Genomic DNA, 18,790 nt, shown 5'->3' with positions numbered 1-18,790 from the left:
ATCCACTGCTCACAGCGCTCCTACCTGCCGGTAGATTCAGAGCCTCTTGAACGATCAAGTCTGAAACTTGTTCTAGATTAGCGTCCCGTCGTAGTCTCGCGGGACAGTGCAGGCAGAAGGGGGCACGGAGTGACCGCTGAGGCCCGGGAAGCGAGCCTCCAGGAGGACCCCGCGTCCGACGGCGAGCGACCGCTCGACATCGCGCTCCTCACCTACAAGGGGAACCCGTTCTGCGGCGGCCAGGGTGTCTACGTACGACACCTCTCGCGCGAGCTGGCCCGGCTCGGCCACCGTGTCGAGGTCATCGGCTCGCAGCCGTACCCCGTCCTCGACGAGGGCCACCCCGGCCTCACCCTCACCGAGCTGCCCAGCCTCGACCTCTACCGCCAGCCCGACCCCTTCCGCACCCCGGGGCGGGACGAGTACCGGGACTGGATCGACGCCCTGGAGGTCGGGACCATGTGGACCGGCGGCTTCCCCGAGCCGCTGACCTTCTCGCTGCGCGCCCGCAGGCACCTGCGCGCCCGGCGCGGCGCGTTCGACGTCGTCCACGACAACCAGACCCTCGGCTACGGCCTGCTGGGCGACATCGGCGCCCCCCTGGTCACCACGATCCACCACCCCATCACCGTGGACCGGCAGTTGGAGCTGGACGCCGCCGGCACCTGGCAGCGCCGCTACTCGGTGCGCCGCTGGTACGCCTTCACCCGCATGCAGAAGCGCGTCGCCCGCCGGCTGCCCTCGGTCCTCACCGTCTCCGGCAGCTCCCGCCAGGAGATCGTGGACCACCTCGGCGTCCGCGACGACCGCGTCCACGTCGTCTACATCGGCGCCGACACCGACCTGTTCGCGCCGAATCCGGCCGTCCCCGAGGTGCCGGGCCGGATCGTCACCACCTCCAGCGCCGACGTGCCGCTGAAGGGGCTGGTGTTCCTCGTGGAGGCGCTCGCCAAGGTGCGCGCCGAGCACCCGGCCGCGCACCTCGTCGTCGTCGGCAAGCGCCCGCAGGAGGGCCCGGTCGCCCAGGCCGTCGAGCGGTACGGCCTCGAAGGCGCCGTCGACTTCGTCAAGGGCATCTCCGACGCCGAACTGGTCGACCTGATCCGCTCCGCCGAGGCGGCCTGCGTGCCCTCCCTGTACGAGGGCTTCTCGCTGCCCGCCGCCGAGGCCATGGCCACCGGCACCCCGCTGCTCGCCACCACCGGCGGCGCGATCCCCGAGGTCGCCGGACCGGACGGGGAGACCTGTCTGGCCGTACCGCCCGGCGACGCGGGGGCGCTGGCCACCGGGCTGAGCCGGCTGCTCGGCGACCCGGAGCTGCGCGTGCGGCTCGGGCGGGCGGGCCGCGAGCGGGTGTTGCGCAACTTCACCTGGGCCCGCGCCGCCGAGGGCACCGTCGCCCACTACCGCGAGGCCATCGCCCGCTCCGCGGGCCCCCGGCGCACCGAGGCGCCGTCACCGGACCGGGCACCCGCCCGGACCACCGGCCGCTCCGCGGCCCCGGCAAGTGTTGCAGGCGTCTCCTCCGAAAGCAGGGCCACGTGCTGACCGTCGACTTCTCCCGGTTCCCGCTCGCCCCCGGCGACCGTGTCCTGGACCTCGGCTGCGGAGCCGGCCGGCACGCCTTCGAGTGCTACCGGCGCGGCGCCCAGGTGGTGGCGCTGGACCAGAACGGCGAGGAGATCCGCGAGGTCGCCAAGTGGTTCGCGGCGATGAAGGAGGCCGGCGAGGCGCCGGAGGGCGCCACCGCCACCGCGATGGAGGGCGACGCGCTGGCCCTGCCCTTCCCCGACGAGTCCTTCGACGTCGTCATCATCTCCGAGGTGATGGAGCACATCCCCGACGACAAGGGCGTCCTCGCGGAGATGGTCCGCGTGCTCAGGCCCGGCGGCCGCATCGCGGTCACCGTGCCCCGCTACGGCCCCGAGAAGGTCTGCTGGGCGCTGTCCGACGCCTACCACGAGGTCGAGGGCGGCCACATCCGCATCTACCGTGCCGACGAGCTGGTGGCGAAGGTCCGCGAGGCCGGCCTGAAGCCGTACGGCACCCACCACGCGCACGCGCTGCACTCGCCGTACTGGTGGCTGAAGTGCGCGTTCGGCGTCGACAACGACAAGGCGCTGCCGGTGCGGGCGTACCACAAGCTGCTGGTCTGGGACATCATGAAGAAGCCGCTCGCCACCCGGCTCGCCGAGCAGGCGCTGAACCCGCTGATCGGCAAGAGCTTCGTGGTCTACGCGACCAAGCCGCACCTGCCCCGGCTCGCCGACACCGACGGGGTGGCCGCCCCGTGACCACTCCCCGGACAGAACACCTCGTCCTGCCCGGGGTCCTCACCGCCGAGCAGGCCGCCGCGACCGTCCGCGGCATCCTCGCCGTGCAGCGGGAGGACGGCGCGATCCCGTGGTTCCGCGGGCACCACCTCGACCCGTGGGACCACACCGAGGCCGCCATGGCCCTGGACGCGGCCGGCGAACACGAGGCCGCCGAGCGGGCCTACGACTGGCTCGCCCGGCACCAGAACGAGGACGGCTCCTGGTACGCCGCCTACGCCGACGGCGCCCACGACGACGTCACCGACCGCGCCCGCGAGTCCAACTTCGTCGCCTACATAGCCGTCGGCGTCTGGCACCACTACCTCTCCACGGGCGACGACACCTTCCTGGACCGGATGTGGCCGTGCGTCTACGCGGCCGTCGAGTGGGTGCTGCGCCTCCAGCAGGCGGGCGGGCAGATCGGCTGGCGCCGCGGGGACGACGGCACCCCCACCGCCGACGCCCTGCTCACCGGCAGTTCCTCCATCCACCACGCCCTGCGCTGTGCCCTCGCCATCGCCGAGGAACGCGAGGAGCCCCAGCCGGACTGGGAGTTGGCGGCCGGTGCGCTGCGGCACGCGATCCGCCGCCACCCCGAGCGCTTCCTGGACAAGGACCGCTACTCGATGGACTGGTACTACCCGGTCCTCGGCGGCGCGCTCACCGGAGCGGAGGCCAAGGCCCGCATCGAGGCGGACTGGGACCGGTTCGTCGTCCCCGGGCTCGGCGTGCGCTGCGTGGTGCCCAACCCGTGGGTGACCGGCGGCGAGTCCGCCGAACTGGCCCTGGCCCTGTGGGCGATGGGCGAGTCCGACCGCGCCCTGGAGATCCTCCAGTCCATCCAGCACCTGCGGGACCCGGAGAGCGGCCTGTACTGGACGGGCTACGTGTTCGAGGACGCCGCGATCTGGCCCCGCGAGCTGACCACCTGGACGGCGGGCTCCCTGCTGCTGGCCGTGGCCGCACTGGGCGGCCACGACGCCACGTGCGCGGTGTTCGGCGGCGACCACCTGCCGACGGGGCTCGATCCCGACTGCTGCCGCTGAGCCGTCAGTGCCGGTGCATCCGGTTGGCTATGGCGTGGCCCACGAACAGGTAGACCACGGCGGCCAGACCGTATCCGGCGACCACCCGCGCCCACGCCTCGTCGAAGGTGAACAGGTCGTGCGACCACCCGGCCAGCCAGGAGGCCGCGTCATGGACGAACTGGACCAGGCTGTTGGCCCGGTTCGCGTCCAGCAGGTACATCAGGATCCACAGGCCGAGTATCAGCGCCATGATGTCGGCGACGACGGCGATGACCGTCCCGGCCTGATTCGCACCGTTGCGATATCGAGGGGACATACCCTCCGGATTGCCGGGCGACGGCCCGTGAAACCCCGGACACGGCCCGGAGACGACCCGGATCGCACCCGGACGGCGTCCCCCGGGTGGCGGACGCGGCGGGTTCGGGTGAGGCTGCCGGAGGAAGCAGACCGCTCGGGGAGGACACGTCCGGAGGACCTCGTGCCCGTACCGATACGGCGCCTCGTCGTGGCGCTCACCCTGTGCTGTGCTCTGGTGGCCGGTGCCACGGCCTGCGGCGGTGAGCAGGCGAACAGTTCCAGGACCAGCACGAAGAGCAGTGCCCAGCCAAGCGGGGAGGTGCGGGCCGAGCCCGCCGCCGACACCCCCAGCCCGTCCACGTCCGCGGAGAAGCGCAAGTTCGCCAAGACCCGTTTCGTGGTGGACGCGGGCCTCGCCGCCGGAGCGACCTACCAGTGGATCGTGAAGCCCTGGAAGGCCGGCAAGTTCAAGAAGGGCGCCAAGGGCCGCAAAGTGGCCCTGGTCAAGGCCGGCCTGGCCGGCGCCTTCACCTACAACCGGCTCAAGGCTGCCCAGAAGAACGCCCAGGCCGACCCGACCCTGGCCAAGGCGCTGGCGCCGCTCAGCGCCGGCATCGCGGCCCTGAAGGACCTGCCGTCCAAGCTGCGCAAGGGTGACGGGAACGCGGCGGGCATGTTCGACGACGTCATCGGCAACGTCAAGGACGCGGGGAAGAGCGCGGGAGCCCCGGTCAAGGACAAGGTGCCGACCGCGTCCCAGCTGGCCAAGGGCTAGAAGCCTGGGAGCCTAGGAGTTCAGCTCCGCCAGCACCCGCAGGCTGTGCGGGTCCGGTGACAGGGCCAGCAGGTCCGTCACCGGGCCCGCGCGCCACGACTGAAGGCGTTCGGCGATGCGTTCGCGCGGGCCGACGAGGGAGATCTCGTCGGCGAAGGCGTCCGGCACGGCCAGCACGGCCTCCTCCCGGCGTCCGGCCAGGAACAGCTCCTGGATCCGCCGGGCCTCGGCCTCGTACCCCATGCGGGCCATCAGGTCGGCGTGGAAGTTGCGGGCCGCGTGCCCCATCCCGCCGATGTAGAAGCCGAGCATGGCCTTCACGGGCAGCAGCCCCTCGGCCACGTCGTCGCACACCTTCACCCGGGCCATCGGGGCCACCATGAACCCCTCGGGCAACTCCCGCACCACGTCCCCGTACACCTCGGGCCGGCTCGGCGCCCAGTACAGCGGCAGCCAGCCGTCGGCGATCCGGGCCGTCTGGGCGACGTTGCGCGGGCCCTCGGCGCCGAGCAGGACGGGCAGGTCGCGGCGCAGGGGATGGGTGATCGGCTTGAGCGGCCTGCCGAGGCCGGTGCCGTCCGTGCCCCGGTAGGGCAGGGGATGGAACCGGCCGTCCACCGCCACGGGCGCCTGACGGCGCAGCACCTGCCGTACGACGTCCACGTACTCCCGGGTCGCGGTCAGCGGCGACGCCGGGAACGGGCGGCCGTACCAGCCCTCCACCACCTGCGGCCCGGACAGGCCGAGCCCGAGCAGCACCCGCCCGCCGGAGAGGTGGTCCAGGGTGAGCGCGTGCATCGCGGTGGCGGTGGGCGAGCGGGCGGCCATCTGGGCAACCGCCGTACCCAGCCTGATCGTCGACGTCCGCGCCGCGATCCAGGTCAGCGGGGTGAAGGCGTCCGAGCCCCAGGACTCCGCCGTCCACACCGAGTCGTAGCCGAGCCGTTCCGCTTCCCGGGCCAGCGGCACATGGCCGGCGTCCGGGCCGCGTCCCCAGTACCCGAGTGCGAGACCGAGCCGCATACAGCTGCCTCCTGACGTACCGTCAGACACGGTCGGGGGGCGACTGTACGACAACGGCCCCCCGCCCGGAAGGGCGAGGGGCCGGTGCGCCGCGGCGGCCGGTTCAGCCGCGCTGGATGCCGGAGGTGTCCTGGAGCACGCCACGGCGGCCGTCCTGGGTCTGCGCGACCAGCGCGGCACCGCGCTGCTCGACGGCCAGGTACCAGGTGCCCGGCGCCAGCTCGGCGATCGGCGAGGGCGAGCCGTCCTCCGGGAACAGCGGGCGGGCCACCGGCACGGCGAACCAGAACGGCGAGAAGTCCGCGACGGCCGGCTGCGGCGCCGGGGCGGCCTGCGGCTGCTGACCGTACGGCTGCGGCTGCTGCTCGTACGGCTGCCCCGGCTGCGGCTGCGCGCCGTACGGCTGCTGCGGCTGGGCGCCCGGGTAGCCGTAGCCATGGGCCGGCTGGGCGCCGTAGGGCTGCGGGGCGGCCGGCTTCGGGGCCGGGATCAGGGCGGCCTGGAGGGCGGGGACCAGGGGGGTGGCGACCGCGGCGGCGGCCAGGACGAGAGCGGCGATGAACCCCAGGACCAGGCCGGCGCCGGCGTCCACGCCGTCGAGGTCGATCAGCGTCCACAGCAGCGTCCAGGCGGCCAGGATCGCGAACGCGGTGCCGACGACGGAGAGGTCGAGCCCGGCCACCTTGCGCGGCTGCGGCAGACAGCGGTTGACGACGATGAGAACGGCACCGATCACCGCGCCCATGTAGGTGCCCAGGCCCGTGCCCAGGTTCTCCCACGCGCTCCGGCCGACTTCCGTGCCGTAGGCGGAGTATGTGTAGAAATCGAGGAACGACGCGATGAACAGCACCACCGCTGCTCCGATCACCACGCCGTCGCCTCTAGTGAGGGAGCGGATATTCACTTCAGGTCCTTCGTAGGTCGTCTCGTCGTCGGTAGACACTATCGCCCACAAGATCCGGCTGTCCGGCCGGTTCCACCCGCCGGTCACGACCCGCGCAGGAAACTCACGATTCCCTCAGAGATCCCCTGCGCCGCCCGCTGCCGCCAGGCGCCACTGGTCAGCAGTGCCGCGTCCTTGCTATCGCGCATGTTGCCGCACTCGATGAACACCTTGGGAACCGTTGACAGATTGAGACCACCGAGGTCCGTGCGCGTGACGAGCCCGGTACCGCCGCCGAGATAGTTGGAGGGCGGCTCGCCCGTCTCGCGCAGGAAGGTGCCCGCGACGCGCACCCCGAGGTCGTGGGACGGGCCGACGATGGCACGGGTGTCGGCGGCGCCGGCGTGCACGGATCCCGGCAGGATGACGTGGAAGCCGCGGTCGCCGGCGGCCGCGCCGTCGGCGTGGATCGAGATCGCCGCGTCCGCGCGCGCGGTGTTGCCGATCCGGGCCCGCTCGTCCACGCACGGACCCCACGCCGGGCTGTCGCCGTCACGCGTGAGCTTCACGGTGGCGCCCTGCCGCTCCAGCAGCGCGCGCAGCCGGTGTGCCACGTCGAGCGTGAACCGCGCCTCGGTGTAGCCGTCGTCGGTGGACGTCCCGGTGGTGTCGCACTCCTTGTGATGGGTGCCGATGTCCACCTGGCGGCCGATCTCGGCCGTGTGCCGGAAGTTGCCCTGGTTGTGGCCCGGGTCGACGACGACGACCTTGCCGGCGAGGGGGCCGGGGCCGTCCGGCCGGGCGGAGGGCCCGCCGGACGCCTTGGCGTCGTCGCCCGGGGAGGCGGCCCGCGTCGTGGTGCCTGCCGTGGCGCTGCGCGGGACGGGCGCGGGGGAGGCCGTACGGCCGTCGCCGCCGGAGCCGCCCACCGCCTCGTACACCAGCCAGCCGAGGAGCGCGCCGGGCACCAGTGCGGCGAGCGCCACGGTCAGCGGGCCGCGCCGGGGCCGGCGCTGGTGCGGAGGATCGAGTTCCGGGCCTGTGTACGACACGTCTGCGACTCTAACCGGGGCCTCAGATCCCCGCTCCCGTTCGCCGCAGGACGCGCAGCGAGCCGGTCGCCGACACCTCGGTGAACGCCCCTGACCGCAGGGCCCGCAGGTAGATGCGGTACGGCGCCTGGCCGGTGAACTCGTCCTCCGGATGGGGGAAGACGTCGTGGATGACCAGCAGCCCGCCCTCGGCGAGGTGCGGCGCCCAGCCCTCGTAGTCGGCGGTGGCGTGCTCGTCGGTGTGGCCGCCGTCGACGAACACGAACCCGAGCGGGGCCTGCCAGACCGCGGCGACCTGCGGGGACCGGCCGACGAGGGCGATCACGTGCTCTTCGAGACCCGCCTTGAACAGGGTGCGCCGGAAGGCCGGGAGGGTGTCCATGAGGCCGATTTCGGGGTCGACCGTCTCCGGGTCGTGGTAGTCCCAGCCGGGCTGCTGCTCCTCGCTGCCCCGGTGGTGGTCGACGGTCAGCGCGGTGACCCCGGCCGCGCGGGCCGCGTCGGCCACCAGGAGGGTGGAGCGCCCGCAGTAGGTCCCCACCTCCAGTACCGGCAGCCCGAGCCGGCCGGCGGTGACGGCGGCGTCGTAGAGGGCGAGTCCCTCGTCGAGGGGCATGAACCCCTTCGCCGCCTCGAACGCGGCGAGGATCTCGGGCTGGGGAGCGGCGGGCATGGGGCGCCTTTCGGTCGTACGACTCTCCGGACGCCGCCCATGCTGCCGCACCCCCTGCCGACCGGGTGACAGGGGGTGCGTGAGGCGACCGGCTCCGGCGGCGCGGTGGTCGCCGGACGACAGGCCGGGGCGCCGCGTCAGGCGCTGACGGACTCTCCCGGCAGCGACAGGTCCAGGTCGACGGCCCGCCGAGCACCGGAGTGCGTCACCGAGGAGGCCAGCGGCCCGTGGCCGAGGGCCTTCGCGGCCAGGACGTACGCCCCCTCACCCGGCACCGCCAGCACGTAGCTGCCGTCCGCCTCGGAGAGGGTCGCGCCGGCCTGCCGCCCCCGGCGGTCGATCAGGGTGACCTTGGCCCGGGCGACGGGCGCGCCGCCGGCGTCCAGGACCCGGCCCCGGAACCCGCGCAGCACCTCCTCGGCCCGCTCCAGGTTGGCCTCCTCCTCGCTGCTGGCCCGCAGCTGCGTGTGCTGAACCGGCCGGGCGGCCTTCGGCAGGCACAGCGCGAGCAGCAGGCCGACCGCGACGGCGGCCGTGGCGATCAGGAAGGAGACCCGGAAGCCGTGCATGGTCGGCACCGCGACACCGCCCACGTCGTGCGCGGTGTTGGCCAGCACCATGCCGATGACGGCACTGGACACCGACGTGCCGATGGACCGCATCAGGGTGTTCAGGCCGTTGGCCGCGCCGGTCTCGGAAGCCGGGACCGCGCCGACGATCAGCGCGGGCAGCGAGGAGTAGGCGAGGCCGATGCCCGCGCCGAGCACCACGGAGGTGACGACCGTCTGCCAGGCCGCGTCCATCAGGCCGAGGCCGCCGCCGTAGCCGATGGCGATGATCAGCAGGCCGGTGATCAGGGTGAGCTTGGGGCCGTAGCGGGCGGACAGCCGGGCGTAGACCGGTGCCGTGAACATCATCGTCAGGCCCAGCGGGGCCACGCACAGGCCCGCGACGACCATGGACTGGCCGAGGCCGTAGCCGGTGGCGGTGGGCAGCTGGAGCAGCTGGGGCAGGACGAGCGAGACGACGTAGAACGCGACGCCGACCATGATCGACGCGAGGTTGGTGAACAGGACGGCCGGGCGCGCGGTGGTGCGCAGGTCGACCAGGGGCGCCCGGTGCCGCAGCTCGAACAGGCCCCACAGGACGAGGACCACGACCGACGCGGCGAACAGGCCGAGCGTCGTGCCCGACGACCAGCCCCAGTCGCTGCCCTTGGTGATGGGCAGCAGGAGCAGGACCAGGCCGGTCGAGAGGCCGAGGGCGCCGAGCAGGTCGAAGGAGCCCTCGGCGCGCATCGGGGACTCCGGTACGGCGAGGAGGGTGAGGGCGATGGCGAGCACGCCGAGGCCGGCGGCGCCGTAGAACAGGGCGTGCCAGTCGGTGTGCTGGGCGACCAGGGCCGCGGCGGGCAGTGCGAGGCCGCCGCCGACGCCTATCGAGGAGCTCATCAGGGCCATGGCCGAGCCGAGCCGTTCGCGGGGCAGCATGTCGCGCATCAGGCCGATGCCGAGCGGGATCGCGCCCATGGCGAAGCCCTGGAGGGTACGGCCCACGATCATGATGAGCAGCTGGCTGGTGACCGCGCTGACCAGTGCGCCGGCCACCATCACGGCGAGGCTGAGGATCAGCATGCGGCGCTTGCCGTAGAGGTCGCCGAGCCGGCCCATGATCGGGGTGGCGACGGCGCCGGACAGCAGGGTCGAGGTGAGCACCCAGGTGGCGTTGGAGGGGGCGGTGTCCAGGAGCTGCGGCAGGTCCTTGATGACCGGCACGAGCAGCGTCTGCATCACCGCGACCACGATGCCCGCGAAGGCGAGCACGGGGACGACGGCGCCGCCCGCTCGCCGGGTGGGCTGGTCGGTCGTCGTGTCTGGCATGGGGTGAGGCCTTCCGCGTGTCATAAGTGCCGGGTAAACCTCGTATGCACAGGCAACTATTCCGTTGCTTCGAGCCTCTAACGAATTCTTGACCGTTTCATGAGAATGTGACGCATCGTCAGGTCTGCACGGGGTCGGAGGCACTCACAGCCAGCCCTGCTGCCGCGCCTCCCGCACCGCCTCCGCCCGGTTGCGGGTGCCGGTCTTGCCGATCGCGGAGGAGAGGTAGTTGCGCACGGTGGACTCGGACAGGTGCAGCCTCCCGGCGATGTCGGCGACGGTCGCCCCGTCCACCGACGCCTGGAGCACCTCGCGCTCGCGGGCCGTCAGCGGATTCGGCCCCGCGGTGAGCGCGGCGGCGGCCAGCGCCGGATCGACCACGGTCTCCCCGGCGAGCACCCGCCGGATCGCCGCGGCCAGGTCCTCCACCGGCCCGTCCTTGACGAGGAAGCCGGCCGCGCCGGCCTCCATCGCCCGGCGCAGATAGCCGGGCCGGCCGAAGGTGGTGAGGATCAGCACCCGGCACCCGGGCGCCCGGCCCCGCAACTCGGCCGCCGCGTCCAGCCCGCTGCGGCCCGGCAACTCGATGTCCAGCAGCGCCACGTCCGGTCGGTGCGCGAGCACGGCGTCCACGATTCCGTCGCCCGTCCCCAGTTGGGCCACGACCTCGATGTCGTCCTCCATGCCGAGCAGCAGGGCGAGAGCGCCCCGCATCATCCCCTGATCCTCGGCGAGCAACACCCGGATAGGGGTGGCGGGCCGGCGGGGAGGGGGCGTCTCGTCCATGGGGGTCAGGTTACGGCGGGGTGGGGGGAGTCGAGCGGCGGGGAGGGCGCGGGACGGCCGTTAAGAGGGGAGGGGGTTGGGGCGGCCGTAAAGAATCGGCATGGGCCCGTGCGGCGGGGGTTGACGGTGCCGGATGGGCGCCGAACAATCGCCCCTGCCTTCGCAGGAATCCCGGGAAATCCAGCATGTGAACAGGTCCGGTATATCGCTCGAACAGCGTCCGATATACCGAACGTCCCTTTGAGCAACCCGAGGTGCACCGTGCTCCTGAGTACCCCCCGCGCCGCCCTCCTCTCCCTCCTGGCCGTCTGCGCCACGCTGGCCGCGCTGCTGCTCGGCACCGGCGCGCCGCCCGCCGCCGCCGCGGGTTCCCTGCCCTGTGATCTCTACGGCGCCGCCGGCACCCCCTGTGTCGCCGCGCACAGCCTGGCCCGGGCGCTGTACGGGTCGTACAACGGACCGCTCTACCAGGTGCAGCGGGCCTCGGACGGGGCCCGGAGGAACATCGGGCTGCTGGCCGCCGGCGGCTACGCCGACGCCGCCGCCCAGGACTCCTTCTGCTCCGGCACGACCTGCGTCATCACCGAGATCTACGACCAGTCCCCGCGCCACAACGACCTCACCGTCGAGGGCGCGGGCGGCGCCGGGGCCGCCGACGTGGGCGCGCCCGCGGACGCCCTGCCCGTCACCGTCGGCGGCCACCAGGTCTACGGCCTGGAGATCTCCGCCGGCATGGGCTACCGGGACAACTCCACCTCGGGCGTGGCCGTCAACGGACAGGCCGAGGGGATGTACATGGTGACCTCGGGCACGCACGTCAACAACCGCTGCTGCTTCGACTACGGCAACGCCGAGACCAACAACCTGGACACCGGCAACGGCCACATGGACGCCATCAACTTCGGCACCGAGTGCTGGTTCTCCCCCTGCTACGGACAGGGCCCCTGGGTGCAGGCCGACCTGGAGAACGGGCTGTTCCAGTCCGACGCCGGCTACAGCAGGAACACCGGCAACACCGGGACCGGGCCCCTGCCGTTCGTGACCGCGCTGCTGAAGAACAACGGGCAGAACCACTTCGCGCTCAAATACGGCAACGCCCAGTCGGGTGGGCTGAACACCACCTATTCCGGGGGTGAGCCGACCGCCGGCGGATACGCGCCGATGCACCAGGAGGGCGCCATCGTCCTAGGCACCGGTGGGGACAACAGCAACGGCTCCATCGGCTCCTTCTTTGAGGGTGTCATGACCTCCGGCATCCCGACCGACGCCGCCGACGACGCCGTCCAGGCCAACATCGTCTCCGTCGGCTACGGCGGCCCGACCGGCAGCACCGGCACGCTCAACCCCGGTGCGGAGACCTCCCTGCGCGCCACGACCTCCTGCTGCACCAACGACTACCTCCGTCACCAGAACGACGCGGCCGTCATCTCGCCGGTCACGTCGGCCAGTTCGTCCGTCGACAAGGGCGACGCCACCTGGATCGTCCGCCGGGGCCTCGCCGACAGCGCCTGCGTCTCCTTCGAGTCGCGCAACTACCCCGGTGACTTCCTGCGGCACTACAACTACCGGGTCTACCGGCAGCCCATGGACGGCACCGCCCAGTTCCGCGCCGACGCCACCTTCTGCCCGCAGACCGGCAAGAGCGGCACCGGCACCTCCTTCGCCTCGTACAACTACCCGACGAGGTACCTGCGCCACTACGACTACAACCTGTACATAGCGAGCAACGGCGGATCCAACGCCTTCGACAGCGCCACCTCCTGGGCGAACGACGTCAGCTGGGCGGTCGGTTCGCCCTGGGCGCCGTAACCCCGGCCGCCGCCTGCGCGGCACCGCCGGCCGGGAGGTCGGCGGTGACCGTGAAGCCGCCGCGCGGCGCCGGGCCGGCCGTGAGGGAGCCGCCCGCCGCCGCGAGGCGCTCGGCCAGCCCCTTCAGCCCGGTACCGCCGACACCGACACCGACACCGCCGCCGACACCGCCGCCGGTGCCGGGCCCGCCGCCGGTGCCGGGCCCACCGCCGTCGTCCGCCACCGTCAGCCGGACCCGTTCGGCGGACCCCTCCACGGTGATCTCGCAGCGGCTCGCGCGGCTGTGCCGGACGACGTTGGTGACCGCCTCGCGCACCACCCAGCCCAGCAGCGCCTCGGCCTGCGGCGCGAGCGGCGCCCCGGACTGGCGGACCACCGGCTGCACGCTCGCCGCGGACAGCGCCGACCGGGCCCGGGTCAGCTCGGTGGCCAGGCTGCCCTCGCGGTAGCCGGTCACCGCCTCCCGGATCTCGGTGAGCGCCTGCCGGCCCACCGACTCGATGTCGGTGATCTGCCCCAGCGCCGCCTCCATGTCGCGCGGCGCCAGCCGGCGGGCCGCCTCCGACTTCACCACGATCACCGACAGGGTGTGCCCGAGCAGGTCGTGCAGATCGCGGGAGAAGCGCAGCCGCTCCTCCTCCACCGCGCGCCGCGCCAACTCCTCGCGGGCGGCCCGCAGTTCCCTCACCGCCTCGGACAGGCCGAGGATGGCGGCGGTCACCATGCTGGAGATGAAGGTGGCGTACCCGATGCCCGACGCGTCCCCCCAGCCGCCGCGGACGTAGGAGACGGCCGCCGCGTACACCGCGAGCAGCAGGCCCGTACGGCCCAGCCACGGGCCGCGCAGCGAGGCGCCGGCCGCCAGCCCCAGCAGCGGGAAGAAGGCCAGCCAGTCCCCGCCGTAGCCGAGCGCCAGACCCGTGGTCAGCAGGCCCATCAGCGCCAGCGCCACCCGCGTGGACACCGACTCCCGCCTGCTGCGGTCGAAGGCGCGGAAGGTGACGTAGATGTACAGGGAGTTGAAGGCCAGCAGGCCCAGGCCGCCGATCCACGGGTTCGGGGTGCGGCCCTGGAGCAGGTTGGAGAGGGAGCCCATGCCCATCAGCAGCCAGGGCAGCAGGGTGAACCCGGTGGGCGGCGGGCCCGGGTGGTCCACGTGCGGGGCCCCGCCGTTCCTGCGGGCCGCCCGCTGCGCGGTCTTGAACCGCTCGAACTCCGCCCGCCACCGCCGGCGTTCCGCCCGCAGCTCCGCCACCCGGCAGCACAGACTTCGCCACCACGTCATCCCGGTGCTCCCCCGTGTCATCCCGTCGTCCCCCGTCTGTCCCCGGTTCGTCTGAGCCCCCCCGGCAGCGGGAGAGCAGCACAGCGTACGAGTCGAACGGTACGGAACCGGACCCCGCCCCGGCAGACACACATGTACGGAACCGGACGGGACACATGTACCGGTCGCCGGTGGCCTGCCGGTACGCCCACCGACACGCTGTCTGACGCGCCGTCAGGAGCCTTCACAACTGCGGAGGGCTGGGCTATACAGGGGGCGCCGGACTGGAACGCGTTCTAGATCGGCCCGCAGCGACCCCGGTGCGGCCGACGGTGCGGACGTCCGCGCCGGGGTCTTCGCAGCCACCGTGTCAGGAGCCCCATGCCCATCGACGCAGCGAAGGCCCTCGCGGCCGAACCCCGGATCAGCGAGATCAGCTGGGACCACAAGGACGTGCAGCTCTACCACCTCGGCATCGGCGCGGGCGTCCCCGCCACGGACCCGGACGAACTGCGCTACACCCTGGAGTCCCGGCTGCACGTCCTGCCGAGCTTCGCCACCGTCGCGGGCAACGGCTCTCCCGGAGTGATCGGCGGGCTGTCCATGCCGGGCGTCGAGGTCGACCTGGCCCGCGTCCTGCACGGCGGGCAGAGCCTCGACCTGCACCGCCCCATCCCGGCACGCGGCGCGGCCACCGCCACCGGCCGGATCGCCGCCGTGTACGACAAGGGCAAGGCCGCCGTCCTGGTCATGCGCACCGAGGTCGCCGACGCCGACGGGCCGCTGTGGACCAACGACGCCCAGATCTTCGTCCGCGGAGAGGGCGGCTGGGGCGGCGACCGCGGCCCGTCCGCCCGCCTGGAACCACCCGCCGGCGAACCCGACCGGACCGTCGAACGCCCGCTCCGCGAGGACCAGGCCCTCCTCTACCGCCTCTCCGGCGACTGGAACCCGCTGCACGCCGACCCCGACTTCGCCAAGCGCGCCGGCTTCGAACGGCCCATCCTGCACGGCCTGTGCACCTACGGCTGCACCCTCAAGGCGGTGGTGGACACACTCCTCGGCGGCGACGTGACCCGGGTGCGCGGCTACCGGACCCGGTTCGCCGGGGTGGTGTTCCCCGGCGAGACCCTGCGCATCCGCATGTGGCGCGAGGAGGGCCGGGTGCGGGCCACGGTGGGCGCCGTGGAGCGCGGGGACGCTCCCGTGCTCGCCGACACCATTGTTCAGCACTCCTGAGACACCTGTGAGGGGAGCCGCACCATGCGCGCAGCCGTACTGCACGAGATCGGCCAGGAAAAGCTGGAGGTCCTCGACGACGTCGAGGCGGTGGGCCTCGGACCCGGCAGGGTCAGGGTCCGGGTGCGCGCCACCGGGCTGTGCCACTCGGACCTGTCCGCGATGAACGGCGTACTGCCCCAGCCGGCCCCCTTCGTGCCCGGCCACGAGGGCGCCGGCGAGATCCTCGACGTGGGCGACGGCGTACGGCACCTCGAGCCCGGCGACCGGGTCGTGTTGTGCTGGCTGCCGGCCTGCGGTGCCTGTCCCGCCTGCAGGCGCGGCCAGACCCAGCTCTGCCTGGCCGGGTTCATGAACGCGGGCACCCCCAACTTCCGCCGCCCCGGCGGCGATGTGTTCGGCTTCGCGGGCACCGGCACCTTCGCCGAGGAGGTCGTGGTCGACGCCGGCTGCGCCGTGCCGATCCCCGAGGACGTGCCCTTCGACATCGCCGCCCTGATCGGCTGCGGGGTGACCACCGGGCTCGGCGCCGCCCTCAACACCGCCGACGTGGCCGCCGGTTCGTCGGTCGCCGTCATCGGGTGCGGAGGCGTCGGCATCTCCGCCGTACAAGGGGCGCGGCTGAAGGGCGCCGCCGAGATCGTCGCCGTCGACCCGGTCGCCTCCCGGCGCGAGTCGGCCCTCCGCTTCGGCGCCACCAGGGCCGTCGCACCCGGGGAACTGGCCGACGCGAAGCAGCAGCTGACCGGCGGTGAGGGCTTCGACTACGTCTTCGAGGTCGTCGGCCGGTCCACCACCGCGCGCACGGCGTACGAGAACACCCGGCGCGGCGGCACCCTCGTCGTGGTCGGTGCCGGGGCCATGGACGACTGCCTCCAGCTCAACATGTTCGAGCTGTTCTTCGACGAGAAGCGCATCCTGCCGTCCCTGTACGGCGGCGGTGACGTGCTGCGCTCCTACGAACGCACGATCGCCCTGTGGCGGGCCGGCCGCGTCGACCTCGCGGGCCTGATCACCCACCGGGTGCCGCTCGCCGGGATCAACGAGGCGCTGGACCAGATGCGCACCGGGACCGCCCTGCGCACCTGCATCGAGATCTGAGGACCCCGCCCATGTCACAGCCACTCGCGGGCCTCACCGCGATCGTCACCGGCGCCGGACGCGGGCTCGGCCGGGCCGAGGCCCTGGAACTCGCCCGGCTCGGCGCCGCGGTCGTCGTCAACGACTACGGGCAGCCCGGCCGGGACGGCTCCGGCGCCGCGTCGGCGGGCCCCGCCGAGCAGGTCGCGGCGGAGATCCGGGCGGCCGGCGGCACCGCCGTACCGCACACCGGAGACGTCTCCGACTTCCCGCAGGCGCGTGAACTCGTCGAGTCGGCGATCGCCGGGTTCGGCAAGCTGGACATCCTCGTCAACAACGCCGGTATCCTGCGTGACCGCATGGTGTTCTCCATGACCGAGGACGAGTGGGACTCGGTGATCCGCGTCCACCTCAAAGGCCACTTCAACACCACCCGCTTCGCCGCCGCGCACTGGCGGCAGCGGGCCAAGGCCACCGGGGCGGCGGTGTACGGGCGGATCGTGAACACCTCCTCGGAAGCGTTCCTCGCCGGGTCCGCCGGACAGCCCAACTACGCGGCCGCCAAAGGCGGGATCGTCGGCCTGACCACCTCCACCGCCCTCGCCCTCGCCAAGTACGGCGTCACCGCCAACGCCATCTGCCCGCGCGCCCGGACCCGGATGACCGAGGACGTCTTCGCGGGCCTGCGGAAACCGGACGAGGGCCTGGACCCGCTCGCGCCCGAGCACGTCGCCCCGCTCGTCGGCTACCTGGCCGCGCCGGCCGCCGCCGGGGTCAACGGCCAGCTGCTCGTCGTCCACGGCGGCATGGTGGCCGTGATCGAACGGCCCCGGGTGCGGGCCAGGTTCGACAGCAAGCAGGAGACCTTCACCTACGACGAACTCGACGCGCTGCTCACCCCGCACTACGCGGACCGGCCGCCGGGGGAGACCTTCGCGGCGGCGGAGGTGCTGGGGCTCCGGCGGGAGTAGCGCGGGCAGAGCGAAGGGGGCGCCCGCCGAGCGGACGCCCCCTCTTCTTCACTGCCGTCAGGCAGCCGCCTCGACCTTCTCCTGGACCGGCTTGCGGTGCCGGCCGTGCGGAGCCGAGTCGCTCTCCTGGGCCGCGACCGGGCCGCGGTGCCGGCCGTGGCCGGCGGTCTGGAAGTCGGCAGACAGCTGCTCAGTCGTGCTGGTGTCGCTCATCGGACGTATTCACCCCGTCAACCATGATCTTTCGTACAGCCGGGCGAGTCTAACCGGCCCACCACGGCCCCGATCCAGGCGCACACGCCAACCGGCACTAGTTCGTTACAAGACGTCCCAGAGGTGCCTGCTGCAAGGGCACGGGCCGGGCCACCGGCCGTACCGCAGGCTCCGGTCCGGCCCCCGCGGACCCCGGTCCGGCCCCCGGCGGGCCCGGCGCGTGCACCGGCCTTCCCGGTCCGGCCGCCGGCGCGGCCGGCTCGGGCGCCGGGCCGGTGACGCTCTCCCGGCCGGGGGAGACGGCCGTCGTCACGTCCGCCACACCGCACGGCGTCTCCCGCGTCGCGTACGGCAGTCGCAGCCGCCCCTCCCGCGTCCACACCCCGGCCCCCGCCAGCCAGCCCTCGGGCGCCGGAAGGTGCCGGACCCGGCGCTCGGCCGGCCGCCAGGTGCCCACCCAGGTGCCGAACGCACCGTCGATCCGCAGGCCCACCGCGCAGGTCTCCGGCAGCAGCACCTGCCCCGGCTGGATCGCGAACGGGACCACCGCGCACTCGGGCATCCGCAGACAGTCCGGGAACCGTACCGGCAGGGTGCTGCCGAGCACCCCCCAGCCCAGCCGCTCCCGCCCCGGGGAGGGCGCGTCGGAGGAGATCAGCAGCAGGCCGCTGTCCGGGTCGGCGAGCAGCAGCCGGTCGTCACTGCCCTCCGCGATCTGGAGCAGCGGCGAGACCTCCCCGCGCGCCAGGTCCACCACCACCGTCTTGGTGCGCCCGTCCAGCTCCCGGTCGAGCGCCAGCAGCCGCCCGGTGCCGTCCAGCCAGACCCCGCCCGCGCAGCGCCCCGGCACCTCGGCGAGCCGCTCCGGGCCGGACGCCCCGCCCGCCACCAGCCACACCACGCTGGAGCGCGGCCCGACGGCGAGCGCGTACGCCCGCACGCCCCCCGGGGCCGGCGGCAGCAGGGTGAGCCGGGTGCCGGGCTCCGGGCACTCCACCGCGCCGAGCGGCAGCTCGCCGGTGCCCGGCCCGGTCGGATACAGCAGCGCGAAGGCGTGCCGGGCCGCCACCAGCCGGTGGATCAGCACCCGCCCGTCGCCCATCGGCTGCACCTCGGTGCCGGGCTCCTCCGGCTGGTCGCCGGGCAGCGGCACCGCGTACGGCTCCGGACCGTCCAGCGTCCAGCGCTCCGGGAACCAGGAGTCACCGTCCCGCGCGAGCCGGGCGGCGTACGCGCCGTCCGCCGTGATCGCGCACCCCGCTCCCGGGGTGCCGTCGGCCCCACCCGTGGACGGGGGTTCGAGAGCACAGACCGTCATCGTTCGGTCACCTCCGGCGACGAAGCTAGTTTTCGCACGCACAGGCGGGGGACCTCCCGTCTCCCTCTTCACACGTACGGGTGGCGCAGAAGCGATTCACCTGAGGAAACCGGGGCGTCTGTGCTGAGCGGGGGCAGACCGGACGCATGCGGTACAGGGCCGCCGAACAGCCAGGTAGCCTTGG

The 18,790-nt window shown here is 73.2% G+C and carries 18 protein-coding genes; 8 read left to right on the top strand and 10 right to left on the bottom strand.

Going from position 1 to position 18,790, the window contains the following annotated elements:
- The first annotated feature begins 129 nt into the window (after nucleotides 1-129).
- The 3 genes from ACZ3ZD_RS05395 to ACZ3ZD_RS05385 are packed head-to-tail and all read left to right on the top strand — an operon-like array spanning nucleotide 130 to nucleotide 3,361.
- Nucleotides 130-1,548 (top strand): glycosyltransferase family 4 protein, encoded by a 1,419-nt coding sequence (locus ACZ3ZD_RS05395; RefSeq protein ID WP_467393778.1) that lies wholly within the window; start codon nucleotides 130-132, stop codon nucleotides 1,546-1,548.
- The gene (locus ACZ3ZD_RS05390; RefSeq protein WP_467393776.1) at nucleotides 1,542-2,294 is read left to right on the top strand and encodes a class I SAM-dependent methyltransferase; all 753 of its coding nucleotides are present in this window, start codon (nucleotides 1,542-1,544) and stop codon (nucleotides 2,292-2,294) included. The genes ACZ3ZD_RS05395 and ACZ3ZD_RS05390 overlap by 7 nt, the downstream gene beginning before the upstream one ends.
- Nucleotides 2,291-3,361, top strand: a complete 1,071-nt coding sequence (locus ACZ3ZD_RS05385) for a prenyltransferase/squalene oxidase repeat-containing protein (protein WP_467393774.1) — start codon at nucleotides 2,291-2,293, stop codon at nucleotides 3,359-3,361. The genes ACZ3ZD_RS05390 and ACZ3ZD_RS05385 overlap by 4 nt, the downstream gene beginning before the upstream one ends.
- Before the next feature lie 4 nt (nucleotides 3,362-3,365).
- Here the strand turns inward: ACZ3ZD_RS05385 and ACZ3ZD_RS05380 are convergent, their stop codons facing one another.
- Entirely contained in the window at nucleotides 3,366-3,659 is a 294-nt protein-coding gene (locus ACZ3ZD_RS05380; RefSeq protein WP_014672411.1) for a hypothetical protein, read from the bottom strand.
- Between the two features lie 162 nt (nucleotides 3,660-3,821).
- On the opposite strand from ACZ3ZD_RS05380, the gene ACZ3ZD_RS05375 reads away from it, so the two are divergent.
- Nucleotides 3,822-4,415: a hypothetical protein gene (locus ACZ3ZD_RS05375; RefSeq protein WP_467393772.1), complete on the top strand. Its 594-nt coding sequence runs from the start codon at nucleotides 3,822-3,824 to the stop codon at nucleotides 4,413-4,415.
- Nucleotides 4,416-4,427: 12 nt separating this feature from the next.
- Here the strand turns inward: ACZ3ZD_RS05375 and ACZ3ZD_RS05370 are convergent, their stop codons facing one another.
- The 6 genes from ACZ3ZD_RS05370 to ACZ3ZD_RS05345 all read right to left on the bottom strand — a co-directional run bounded on the left by ACZ3ZD_RS05370 (nucleotide 4,428) and on the right by ACZ3ZD_RS05345 (nucleotide 10,712).
- On the bottom strand, nucleotides 4,428-5,438 hold the full coding sequence (locus tag ACZ3ZD_RS05370) for an LLM class F420-dependent oxidoreductase (protein ID WP_467393770.1): 1,011 nt from the start codon (nucleotides 5,436-5,438) through the stop codon (nucleotides 4,428-4,430).
- Between the two features lie 103 nt (nucleotides 5,439-5,541).
- Nucleotides 5,542-6,309, bottom strand: a complete 768-nt coding sequence (locus tag ACZ3ZD_RS05365) for a DUF5336 domain-containing protein (protein ID WP_467393768.1) — start codon at nucleotides 6,307-6,309, stop codon at nucleotides 5,542-5,544.
- 116 nt (nucleotides 6,310-6,425) lie between these two features.
- Entirely contained in the window at nucleotides 6,426-7,373 is a 948-nt protein-coding gene (locus ACZ3ZD_RS05360; RefSeq protein WP_467393766.1) for an N-acetylmuramoyl-L-alanine amidase, read from the bottom strand.
- Between the two features lie 22 nt (nucleotides 7,374-7,395).
- Nucleotides 7,396-8,046 (bottom strand): class I SAM-dependent methyltransferase, encoded by a 651-nt coding sequence (locus ACZ3ZD_RS05355; RefSeq protein ID WP_467393764.1) that lies wholly within the window; start codon nucleotides 8,044-8,046, stop codon nucleotides 7,396-7,398.
- A 137-nt stretch (nucleotides 8,047-8,183) separates the two neighbouring features.
- Nucleotides 8,184-9,926 carry an MFS transporter gene (locus ACZ3ZD_RS05350; RefSeq protein ID WP_467393762.1) on the bottom strand — a complete coding sequence of 581 codons (1,743 nt, stop codon included), beginning with the start codon at nucleotides 9,924-9,926 and terminating at the stop codon, nucleotides 8,184-8,186.
- Nucleotides 9,927-10,070: 144 nt separating this feature from the next.
- Nucleotides 10,071-10,712 carry a response regulator gene (locus tag ACZ3ZD_RS05345; RefSeq protein ID WP_467393760.1) on the bottom strand — a complete coding sequence of 214 codons (642 nt, stop codon included), beginning with the start codon at nucleotides 10,710-10,712 and terminating at the stop codon, nucleotides 10,071-10,073.
- Between the two features lie 261 nt (nucleotides 10,713-10,973).
- Here ACZ3ZD_RS05345 and ACZ3ZD_RS05340 point away from each other — a divergent pair, with 261 nt between their 5' ends.
- Entirely contained in the window at nucleotides 10,974-12,521 is a 1,548-nt protein-coding gene (locus ACZ3ZD_RS05340) for an alpha-L-arabinofuranosidase B (RefSeq protein ID WP_467393758.1), read from the top strand.
- Here ACZ3ZD_RS05340 and ACZ3ZD_RS05335 read toward each other — a convergent pair.
- Entirely contained in the window at nucleotides 12,487-13,806 is a 1,320-nt protein-coding gene (locus ACZ3ZD_RS05335) for a sensor histidine kinase (protein ID WP_467393756.1), read from the bottom strand. The two genes, ACZ3ZD_RS05340 and ACZ3ZD_RS05335, sit on opposite strands and share 35 nt — an antisense overlap.
- Nucleotides 13,807-14,166: 360 nt before the next feature.
- Between ACZ3ZD_RS05335 and ACZ3ZD_RS05330 the strand changes: the two genes are divergently transcribed.
- The 3 genes from ACZ3ZD_RS05330 to ACZ3ZD_RS05320 are packed head-to-tail and all read left to right on the top strand — an operon-like array spanning nucleotide 14,167 to nucleotide 17,075.
- Nucleotides 14,167-15,024 (top strand): MaoC/PaaZ C-terminal domain-containing protein, encoded by an 858-nt coding sequence (locus ACZ3ZD_RS05330; protein ID WP_467393754.1) that lies wholly within the window; start codon nucleotides 14,167-14,169, stop codon nucleotides 15,022-15,024.
- A 24-nt stretch (nucleotides 15,025-15,048) separates the two neighbouring features.
- Entirely contained in the window at nucleotides 15,049-16,125 is a 1,077-nt protein-coding gene (locus ACZ3ZD_RS05325) for a Zn-dependent alcohol dehydrogenase (RefSeq protein WP_467393752.1), read from the top strand.
- 11 nt (nucleotides 16,126-16,136) lie between these two features.
- A complete protein-coding gene (locus ACZ3ZD_RS05320) occupies nucleotides 16,137-17,075 on the top strand; it encodes a 3-oxoacyl-ACP reductase (RefSeq protein WP_467393750.1) in 939 nt (312 codons plus the stop codon).
- A gap of 57 nt (nucleotides 17,076-17,132) precedes the next feature.
- On the opposite strand, the gene ACZ3ZD_RS05315 is transcribed toward ACZ3ZD_RS05320, so the two are convergent.
- A complete protein-coding gene (locus tag ACZ3ZD_RS05315) occupies nucleotides 17,133-17,288 on the bottom strand; it encodes a hypothetical protein (protein ID WP_467393748.1) in 156 nt (51 codons plus the stop codon).
- 97 nt (nucleotides 17,289-17,385) lie between these two features.
- Complete coding sequence (locus ACZ3ZD_RS05310; RefSeq protein ID WP_467393746.1) at nucleotides 17,386-18,606, bottom strand: hypothetical protein; 1,221 nt, start codon at nucleotides 18,604-18,606, stop codon at nucleotides 17,386-17,388.
- Nucleotides 18,607-18,790 lie beyond the last annotated feature (184 nt).

It is taken from the genome of Streptomyces sp. NPDC023481 (genome assembly GCF_055560195.1).
This window is presented reverse-complemented; position numbering and strand designations above follow the sequence as displayed.

Bases quoted from the DNA above. Each gene is read 5' to 3' on its own strand.
- ACZ3ZD_RS05380 (WP_014672411.1), bottom strand. From the start codon at position 3,659: ATGTCCCCTCGATATCGCAACGGTGCGAATCAGGCCGGGACGGTCATC.
- ACZ3ZD_RS05370 (WP_467393770.1), bottom strand. From the start codon at position 5,438: ATGCGGCTCGGTCTCGCACTCGGGTACTGGGGACGCGGCCCGGACGCC.
- ACZ3ZD_RS05355 (WP_467393764.1), bottom strand. From the start codon at position 8,046: ATGCCCGCCGCTCCCCAGCCCGAGATCCTCGCCGCGTTCGAGGCGGCG.
- ACZ3ZD_RS05350 (WP_467393762.1), bottom strand. From the start codon at position 9,926: ATGCCAGACACGACGACCGACCAGCCCACCCGGCGAGCGGGCGGCGCC.
- ACZ3ZD_RS05345 (WP_467393760.1), bottom strand. From the start codon at position 10,712: ATGGACGAGACGCCCCCTCCCCGCCGGCCCGCCACCCCTATCCGGGTG.
- ACZ3ZD_RS05335 (WP_467393756.1), bottom strand. From the start codon at position 13,806: ATGACGTGGTGGCGAAGTCTGTGCTGCCGGGTGGCGGAGCTGCGGGCG.
- ACZ3ZD_RS05330 (WP_467393754.1), top strand. From the start codon at position 14,167: ATGCCCATCGACGCAGCGAAGGCCCTCGCGGCCGAACCCCGGATCAGC.
- ACZ3ZD_RS05325 (WP_467393752.1), top strand. From the start codon at position 15,049: ATGCGCGCAGCCGTACTGCACGAGATCGGCCAGGAAAAGCTGGAGGTC.
- ACZ3ZD_RS05320 (WP_467393750.1), top strand. From the start codon at position 16,137: ATGTCACAGCCACTCGCGGGCCTCACCGCGATCGTCACCGGCGCCGGA.
- ACZ3ZD_RS05315 (WP_467393748.1), bottom strand. From the start codon at position 17,288: ATGAGCGACACCAGCACGACTGAGCAGCTGTCTGCCGACTTCCAGACC.
- ACZ3ZD_RS05310 (WP_467393746.1), bottom strand. From the start codon at position 18,606: ATGACGGTCTGTGCTCTCGAACCCCCGTCCACGGGTGGGGCCGACGGC.